This is a genomic window from Gordonibacter pamelaeae 7-10-1-b, from assembly GCF_000210055.1.
In the GTDB taxonomy this organism is placed as follows: domain Bacteria; phylum Actinomycetota; class Coriobacteriia; order Coriobacteriales; family Eggerthellaceae; genus Gordonibacter; species Gordonibacter pamelaeae.
This window is the reverse complement of record NC_021021.1, coordinates 1,820,953-1,829,492: the sequence shown is the minus strand read 5'-3', so window position 1 is coordinate 1,829,492 and position 8,540 is coordinate 1,820,953. Positions and strand designations below refer to the sequence as shown.

The following is an 8,540-nucleotide window of genomic DNA, read 5'->3' as shown; positions in this document are numbered from 1 at the left end:
CCGTGCCCGGCGGTTGCAACCGCCGGCACGGCGCTCGGGCCGGGGGGGGCAGGCTCCGTGCACTTTCGATGAGGGGCGCACGAAACTTCTGCGAACTGGTATGATACGGCTCAACCGAAAACGGCTGGCGCGACGCCCCAAACGCATGCGCCGGCCGGCAGGGCGTCCGCGTCCGCCCGCCTGCTCGCTCTTGACGAAGGGGTACGCTGTGAACAAGAAGATGGTGCTCGCAACCGCGGCCTGCGTCGTAGCCGCAACGCTCACGCTGTCGGGATGCAACTCGGAAGTCGAGGAGCCCAACGTGCCGGCGGATGGCAGCTCCGCAGCCGCCTCCAGCGGCTACAGCTACACGCTCACCGATGCCGAAAAGCTCAAGGCCCTGGCCGTAGGCGAGACGGCCGTCTGGCGCGACTACGAGGTAACGGTGACGTCCGTCGACCGCGCCGACGACAAGCTCACCGCGCACGTGACCGTGAGGAGCCATACGCTGCCGCAGACGCTCGGCGCCGACTGCCTGCTGTCGTTCGGCATGCCGCCGGTGGGCTCGTCGTTCGACGACGGCACCATCACCGTGCCGGCCGGCGAAGAGGTGTCGGGCACGCTCACGTTCGACGACCAGTACGGCTCCGAGCGCCTGTTCTGGAACGACGGCGCCACCGAGGGCACGTGGGACCTCACGCTGCCCGCCGTGCAGCCCGCCCAGGAAGGCGGGAACGAGGGCACCCAGCCGGCCAAGACCGACGAGCCGAAGTCCGAAGAGTCGAAGCAGCAGGAGCCGAAGAAGGACGCGGCCGCCGAGGCGCAGAAGCAGGCCGTGGCCGCCCTGGAGGCCGAGATGCCGTCGCTCTTCACCAACAACACGTTCTACACGTTCCAGGGCGTCGACACCTCCACCGCCACCGTGACGCCCCAGGAAGGCGGCGGCTACGAGTACGTGAACGACGTATCGATCATCGGCGCCGACGGCGTCACGCCGACCACCGCGAACGTGCGCCTGATCTGCGAGCCCAACGGCAACTGCATCTCCATGACCGTTGACGGGGCGTTCTTGTTTTAGGGAACCGCTGATTAATTTTCGGATTCGGCTTTTTCATAGGGCAGGCACGTGCTTGCCGCTCGATTGCGCGACGATGTCCGCTCGCATTGCCCTGTTTCTTTGAATACGGTAATGGAATCGAAGAAAATTTTCGATATTTTACCGTAGCGAACGATGAGGGTTCCGAAATCCTCTTCCAAGGTGAGATAATCGCCCAAATCAGCGCGAAAAGCCGGATATTGGGCGTCGGATGTTAGGTTTCGGACGCGAAATCCCGAGGTTCGGTAATATATCGGGAAAAAATTCCGAATCCATTACCGTAGTTCGACCTCTTACCTCATCTTGCAGGGCCGTATGCCCACCAGCAGGGCATTGCTCGAACCTGGGGAAGCGCTGATCAATGCGCGCTGGGACCCGTTTCGTAGGGCAAGGGCTCTGCCCTTGCCCTACGGGTCAAACGTGAACGCTACATTAATCAGCGCTTCCCTAGCGATCCACGACCTACAAGGACAAAGAGAAGCCCGGCAGGCAATGACCGCCGGGCTTCTCTCTGCGCATTGTGCAGAGACCGAGCGACGCTCCCGTTGCAGAACGGTAGCCTCAAAGGAAAAACCGGCCTGCACCAGCCCGACCGCTAGCGCGCAAGGAGTCTCGCATGGTGCTCCAGAACCCGTTGCGCCACCAGGAGCAAACCCGCGAAGTAGCCACCGGGCACCGCCTCGGACACGCGATCGAGAAACGGCCCGATCCACGACAGCGGATGCCGCTCGACGAATGCGGCGATGTCCGCCACCTCGGCGGCGCCCTCCCCCATGGCCTCGCGGCGGCAAAGCTCCGAAAGGTACAGCAGCTCGATGCCCATATGGTCCTCGTACTGGTTGTTGGCGTTCCTCACTTCCAGGCCGGCCGCGCGCAGCAGTTCGCGCATCTCGAACGTGGGCTGGCCGAACCCCACCGTGACATCCTTGCCGCGGTACATCGTCTCCCACGGCGGCGCCGCGGGCGAGGGCGGGCCGACGAACAGACGCGTGTATTCCACCGACACGCGCTGCGGCCCGTCCTCGCCCGCCCCGGTGCGCTGCGCGGCTCCTTCGGCATAGCATGCGCAGGCTTCCACGGCCCGGGCCACGGCGTTGTCGTCGAACACCGGGAACGCCTTCCAAAACGCCGGATCCAAACCTACCGGCGATGTCATCGTCATCGGCCTCAACAGCGAGTTCCCCACAAACGCATAAGCCTCGGACAGGGTTTTCCAAGGAATGTCCTTGCACATGCCAAACCTCCTTTCGGCGCGAGGCGCCTACGCGGCCTCTCCCGCCGCAACGTTTACGGCCTCGCGCTTCGGCGCACCGCCGGGCAGCAGCTTCTGCGCCAGCATGACGAACGCGAGCGCGCCGAGGGACACCACGCCGATGGCGACGACGATCTCCACCCAGGTGGGAGCATACGAGCCGGCAAGGGCCCACATGCCGGCGCCGCCTTGCTGCGCAGCCGTCGTGCCGAGCGACACGCCGGGAGCACCCGCCACATTGAGCTCGACGAACGAGGTGAGCAGCAGCCACACGCGCTTGAAGAACACGCCTGCCACCACGCACACGCTGGCAGCAGCCACGAGGCCCATGCGGGCGCGATTCTTCGTGAACACGAGGATGCAGAACGGGATGAGCAGCCCGATGACGATCTCGAACCAGAAGAACGGGGCCGTGGCGCCCGTGGCCATGATGGCGAGCGTCTCGGCTCCGGCGGCTCCCGGGTAGGCCATGGTCAGCACTTCGCAGCCCACGAGGAAGGCGTCGACGGCGATGCAGACCGCCAAAAGCCCGGCCAGGTTGGACAGCAGCTTTTTGTCGGTTTTGAAGCGGCCGGACTTGTTGAGGCCCATGAGCGACAGGATAAGCAGCGCCAGGCCGGAGTCCATGGCCGACACCACGAACAAGGGCGCCATGATGGCCGAGTACCATCCCTCGCGCGCCATCTCAAGGCCGAAGATCCATGCCGTCACCGAGTGGACGAGGATGGCGACCGGCAGGGCGAAGCGGCTCACGACGGCCACCTTGTCGGCCGCGCCCGGCTTCTTGGAGGTCATGAACGCAAGGTACACCACGTTGATGGCCAGGTACAGCGTGATAACGCAGATGTCCCAGAACAAGGGCGACAGCGGATTCGGCCCCGTGATTATGCGCCACACGCGCTGGATGCCGCCCAGGTCGATGAGCACGAACATGCCAGCGCAGCAGATGCACACCGTGGACAGGATGACGGCGGGCAGCGCCACCTTCTTGTAGTCTGCCACGTGGAACACGCTTGCCGACGAGGCCACGATGAGGCCGCCGGCCGAGAGGCCCACGAAGAACATGAACATGGTGATGTAGAGGCCCCACGAGGTGCCGTTCGACATGCCGGTGACGCCGAGGCCGTTTGCAAGCTGGTAGATCCACGCGGCGACTCCCGCTATCGTGAGCGTGCCGAGCACGCCCATCGCTGCTTTGGCTTTCGTAGAGGTTTGCATGGTTCGCACCTCCTCCTTAGTTGAAGTAACGGACTTGCGGGCGGGTTCCCTGCTCGGGAAGCAGGGCGGTGGCATTGCGCTCGCGGACGACGCGCGAGACCTCGCTCTCGGGATCGTCGAGATCGCCGAAGATACGCGCCTTGGCAAGGCAGCATTTCACGCACATGGGCTCGTCGCCGCGGTCGGTGCGCTCCTTGCAGAGCGTGCACTTCTCCACTACGCCCTTTCCCCGCACCGGCACGTCCTTGTCGCCGTAGTTGAAGTCAGGGTCGCGCACCGGCTCGTTCCAGTTGAAGACGCGCGCGTTGTACGGGCATGCCGCCATGCACATGCGGCACCCGATGCACTTCTCGTAATCGATCTCCACGCGCCCCTTATCGTCCTTGTACGTGGCACCCGTGGGGCACACGCGCAGGCACGCCGGATTCTCGCAATGCTGGCAGGCAACGGGCAGATGCGAGCGGGAGACGTGGGGATACGTCCCCTGAACGCCCACCTCGAACTCGCAATCTTCGTTGAGCACGCGATTCCAAGCCATGCCCATGGGAACGTTGTTCTGCATCTTGCACGCCATGGCGCAGGTGTTGCACCCCGTGCAACGATCCAGATTGATGGCTATAGCCAACCGAGTCATGAGGACCACCTATGCTTTCTTCACTTCGACAAGCGTGTCGTTGAAGGGAGTGACCCTCCCCTTGGCGAGCGCTTTTCCACGGGGGTTCGCAGCGTCGTTGGTGACGTTCTGCAAATCACCGGCAGTCATGTACTTGCTCCAAATGCCCTCGACGATGACCGTCGTTCCCGGGCGCACCGCCTCGGTGGCAATGCATGCGCATTGGAACGACCCGCGATCGTTGAACGCCTCGACCACGTCGCCGGACTCGAGGCCGCGCGCCGCCATGTCGACGGGATTCATCTCGAGCGTCGGTTCGTAATGCTGTCGTAGCCACGAGGCGTCCATGAGGTTCTGGTGGATGAAGTACTTGGAGCGGCGCTGGGTCATGACGAGCGGGTACGTGTTCCGCAAGGGATTGCCCTCGAACGCTTCATGGGGTGCTTCGTATTGGGGAAGCGCCTGACCGTATTCCACCAGGTTCTCGTAGTACAGGTCGATCTTGCCTGACGTCGTCTTGTAGGTCTGGTTGCCGTAACTGCGCGCAATGTCCGGTTGGTTCTTCAGCGCAACCACGCCGTTGTGCGATACGACCTCGTCGAGGGTAATGCCGGCAAGGGCCTTGTCGGTTGCCTTTTCCAGCTGGAAGCGCGTCAGCTCCTCCTGGCTCTCGGGAAGCGCGTCCCCGTATCCCAGACGCTTGGCCATCTCGCGATCGATCCAGAAGTCCGTCTTGCTCTCGAACAGGGGATCGAGCACCTTCTGCTGCAAAAGGACATGGCCGCGCAGAGCGCGCACGAAGCCGATCTCCTCGTCCACTTCGAAATGGGAGCACACGGGCAGAACGATATCGGCCCAATCCACCGAAGGCGTATGCCAGATATCCTGCACGACGACGAAATCGAGGGTCTTCGCCCACTCGTTCGTACGATTCTGATTGCCGGCGATCTGCTGGAACGCGCCGTTTTGCACCCACATGAAGCGGATACCGCTCTCCTCATCGCGGTAGTCGACGCTCGCCTTCGGCGCCGACGCGGTCTTGCACTCCGCCGGCAGCGGCCATGAGGCCAGCTTGCCCGCACCGAATATCTTCTGGTACGCGTTCACGTACGCACCCGCTCCCCATCCGGGAATGTCGGTTCCGAACGAACCGACGAGCGTGGCCAGCAGCACCGCCGCATGCCCTGCGACGTCGGCGTTGTAGAACTTCTCCCCGCCGCCGAAGCCGAAGGAGAGAATCGAGGGTCCGTGGTTCGCGTACTTGTCGGTGATTTCAACGAGCACGTCTTCGCCTATACCCGTCGTTTCGGCAGCCCAAGAAGGCGTGTACTGCTTTTGACCCTCTTTCAGCAGGCTGAAAACCGTGGCATACGCCTCCCCGTCGATGGTCGCCTCGTATTCGAGCGCAGGGTTCACGCCTTCGGCATTATAGGCAGACAGGGAACCCGAGGCCTCGTCCCACACCATGAAAGGATTATCGGCACCGGATTGCTTGATGTCGTCAACGGGGTTCTTCCGCAACAGCGATCCATCCGATCGTTTCACGAGGAACGGCATGCTCGTGTTGGCTTTCAGATACGGGGCGTTGTACCACCCGTTGTCCAAGATAATCGAGATCATGCCCAGGTAGAGAGCCGGATCGGTTCCGGCGACCAAGGGAATCCATTGCGAGCTCTTCTCGGCGGTCGTGCAGAAGTTGGGATCGAGCGTGATGATCTCGGCTCCCGCCTCCTTCGCCTCGAAGAAGTAGCGCGCGGTTACCATGCACGTCTCCAGCATGTTGCATCCCACGTTCAGGATGGTCTTGGCGTTCTTCCAATCGGTCACCTCGTTCGACGAGGCTCCCTGCTGGCCCGATTCGGCGAGCGCCGGAGAGAAACCGTTGCCCAGCCCGATATCGATTCCGCGGTGGGGCTTCTCCTGCCCCTTGAGCAGCTTGGGAAGGAAGGTGGTGAGCGAGTCGACGGCCGTTTGGATGGCGATGGCTCCCGGTCCGTATTTCTCCTGGGTCTCCTTCACCTTCTCGGCGATGGTGTCGAGCGCCTCGTCCCAGGTGATCTCGACGAACTCGCCCGACCCGCGCTCGCCCACGCGCTTGAGCGGGACCTGCAGGCGCTCTTTGCTGTACGTATGCTGAATCTCGGAAATACCCTTCAGGCAGATGGTCTCGTTGCGTTTGTCGGGCCATTCGTTCGGCTCGACCAGAACCATGCGCCCGTCGCGAACCGTGCACTTCAGATGGCAGTTGCATTGGCAGTGGCGATAGTGGAACGTATACCCCACCCGCTCCTCCGGTTCGGCATGCGCCTGCGCCGGTGCGAGCCAGCTGTCGGCCGTGGTCATGCCGGCGGCGCCTGCAAGGCCCAGCGCGCCTGCAGCAGCGCCGGTCGCCTTCAGAAAGCTCCTGCGCGTGAGCCCGCTGCGCGGGCTGCTAGTTCCTGACATGTCTCCTCCTCAAAGATGTCGTCAGGATATCCCCGCCCTGTCGGCTGCGGGCAAAGACCCTGCCGACAGGCTCCATACGAGAACATCCCCCTGCTTCCCGTGAGAATTGGCCAATTCCACTGACTTCACTATACGGAATTATCCTATGACAATCAAGGATTGTCATAGGATAATTTGTCATATGATTATTCTACTTTTAACATAGTTTTTCCTGATTCCGCAGGTCATTGAACTGCCGGGGTGCCGCCTTTGCAGCGTAGCACATCATCCTTGGCCCCCAGCTGAGGCAGGCTGGGGCACTATCCTTCCAGCTGCGTTTGCAGGTACTCCCTGAACGACGGCATGTCGAAGCGCACGTATCCCTTTTGATACTCGCCGATCACGCCCTGCTCCAGCAAACGCCGTTTGTACTGGGATGCGTAATTGCTCTTCACACCCATGCGCTCGGCTATATCGGCCAGGGAGCTGTCCTTGGCATCGGGAAGCATGGCGGCTAAAAAGCGCTTGTCCCCCTTCGACAGCTCGCGATAGGCGCATTCGAGAATCCCCTCCATCATCTCGCGACGGGCGAGCTCCACGCCACGCGAGACATCGTCTGGCGATATCTCCTCGGATGCAGGCCTCTCCGCCCAAATACGGTAGCCAACAAGCTGCATCATATAGGGAAACCCATCGACGGCGCGAACAGCAGTATCGAGCGCCGCTGGCGATATGGCCCTCCCGCCCTGTACGATGGTGAGGTTCATGGCGTCACGCACGTCGTTGTCGGGAATGCGGCCAAGAGCATGCTTGCGCGCCCTGCGAAGAAACGACACGCTTTCATCGCTTAGAAGGGATGACACCGCATAGGGAAGCCCCGCCATAAGGAGGGCGACTTTGCGACCTTCGCGAACGAAATGCTGGTAAACCCGAGCAAGCTGTCGCATTTCCTCAAGATCGACCCGTACTTCGTCGACCGTGATGAGCAGACCCACCTCGTGCTCCGCAAGCTGATCGAGAAGCGCGTTCATCTGCGTGCGCCAATTGCCCGAACGCGGGGCCTCGTTTTCCCACTCGAATCCGACAAACTGGCCGATGGTTATGCCCTTGAGCTTCTTGTCGTCCAACGAGTCAAGGAAATCTCGCGCCGCAACGGTCGCTTGGTCGAGAATGTCCTCGAGCATCCCCGTCGCCGCAGTGGTGTTGGCGGATATCCACCCTTGCGATGCCGCCTCCTCGGCCACAAAAGAAAGGAGGGCGGTCTTGCCCGAACCGCGCGGTCCCGACACGATAGTCGAAAGATTGGGATCTCCGAGGCCATTGGAAAAGGCGTTCGAAAGCTCCTCGATAAGGTCCTCCCTTCCCGCCATGTAGGGCGGGATGATGCCGAACGAGGGAGTGAAAGGATTGTGCATTACCATGGCTATGCCTTTCCAGAAGGGAGGTGCAAGCATCATTCTTTGTGAATTTTTGCATCTTTTGCAAACTTTTGCAACTTTTGCATAAACCATCTACCTGGCATAACAGAGCGAACAACAGAAATACCTCGCACTGTCAGGTACCATCTTGCAAGGCTAACCGACGCTTAAACACGGTATGCGTCCTACGCTTCGGCCTTTCCGCCCAGGGCGTCCTTCGCGGCATCGCCCAGCACGTCGCCGAAGCCCTCGCTGAAGGAGCTGGGTACCACGACGGTGCCGCCGGTCTCGCGGACGCTCTCGTACAGCAGGTGCATGGCGCGCAGGCGCAGGGCGGCGTCGTTCTTTGCGTAGGTGTCGCCCATGTCGTCCATCATCTCGCAGATGTCCTGCTCGGCCTCCATGAGGATGATGCGGGCCTTCTTGCGCTGCTCGGCCTGGGCCTCCAGGCTCATGACGTCCTGCAGCTCCTTGGGCAGCAGGATGTCGCGCACCTCCACGGACAGGATAGTCACGCCCCAGGCGGCCACCTTCTCCTCC

Annotated in this window: 7 protein-coding genes; 1 reads left to right on the top strand and 6 read right to left on the bottom strand. The window is 62.0% G+C overall.

What is annotated here, in order from left to right:
• The first annotated feature begins 208 nt into the window (after positions 1 to 208).
• Entirely contained in the window at positions 209 to 1,057 is an 849-nt protein-coding gene (locus tag GPA_RS08475) for a hypothetical protein (protein ID WP_041239343.1), read from the top strand.
• Positions 1,058 to 1,670: 613 nt separating this feature from the next.
• Here the strand turns inward: GPA_RS08475 and GPA_RS08470 are convergent.
• The 6 genes from GPA_RS08470 to GPA_RS08445 all read right to left on the bottom strand — a co-directional run.
• Positions 1,671 to 2,309, bottom strand: a complete 639-nt coding sequence (locus GPA_RS08470; protein ID WP_041239342.1) for a TorD/DmsD family molecular chaperone — start codon at positions 2,307 to 2,309, stop codon at positions 1,671 to 1,673.
• 27 nt (positions 2,310 to 2,336) lie between these two features.
• Entirely contained in the window at positions 2,337 to 3,545 is a 1,209-nt protein-coding gene (nrfD, locus tag GPA_RS08465) for an NrfD/PsrC family molybdoenzyme membrane anchor subunit (protein WP_041239341.1), read from the bottom strand.
• 16 nt (positions 3,546 to 3,561) lie between these two features.
• Entirely contained in the window at positions 3,562 to 4,179 is a 618-nt protein-coding gene (locus GPA_RS08460; protein WP_041240298.1) for a 4Fe-4S dicluster domain-containing protein, read from the bottom strand.
• A 9-nt stretch (positions 4,180 to 4,188) separates the two neighbouring features.
• Positions 4,189 to 6,603: a molybdopterin-dependent oxidoreductase gene (locus GPA_RS08455; RefSeq protein WP_041239340.1), complete on the bottom strand. Its 2,415-nt coding sequence runs from the start codon at positions 6,601 to 6,603 to the stop codon at positions 4,189 to 4,191.
• Positions 6,604 to 6,902: 299 nt separating this feature from the next.
• Positions 6,903 to 8,093 carry an AAA family ATPase gene (locus tag GPA_RS08450; protein ID WP_231847612.1) on the bottom strand — a complete coding sequence of 397 codons (1,191 nt, stop codon included), beginning with the start codon at positions 8,091 to 8,093 and terminating at the stop codon, positions 6,903 to 6,905.
• Positions 8,094 to 8,185: 92 nt separating this feature from the next.
• Positions 8,186 to 8,540, bottom strand: a 355-nt coding sequence (locus GPA_RS08445; protein WP_269446288.1) for an SPFH domain-containing protein, incomplete at its 5' end; no start/stop codon positions are given.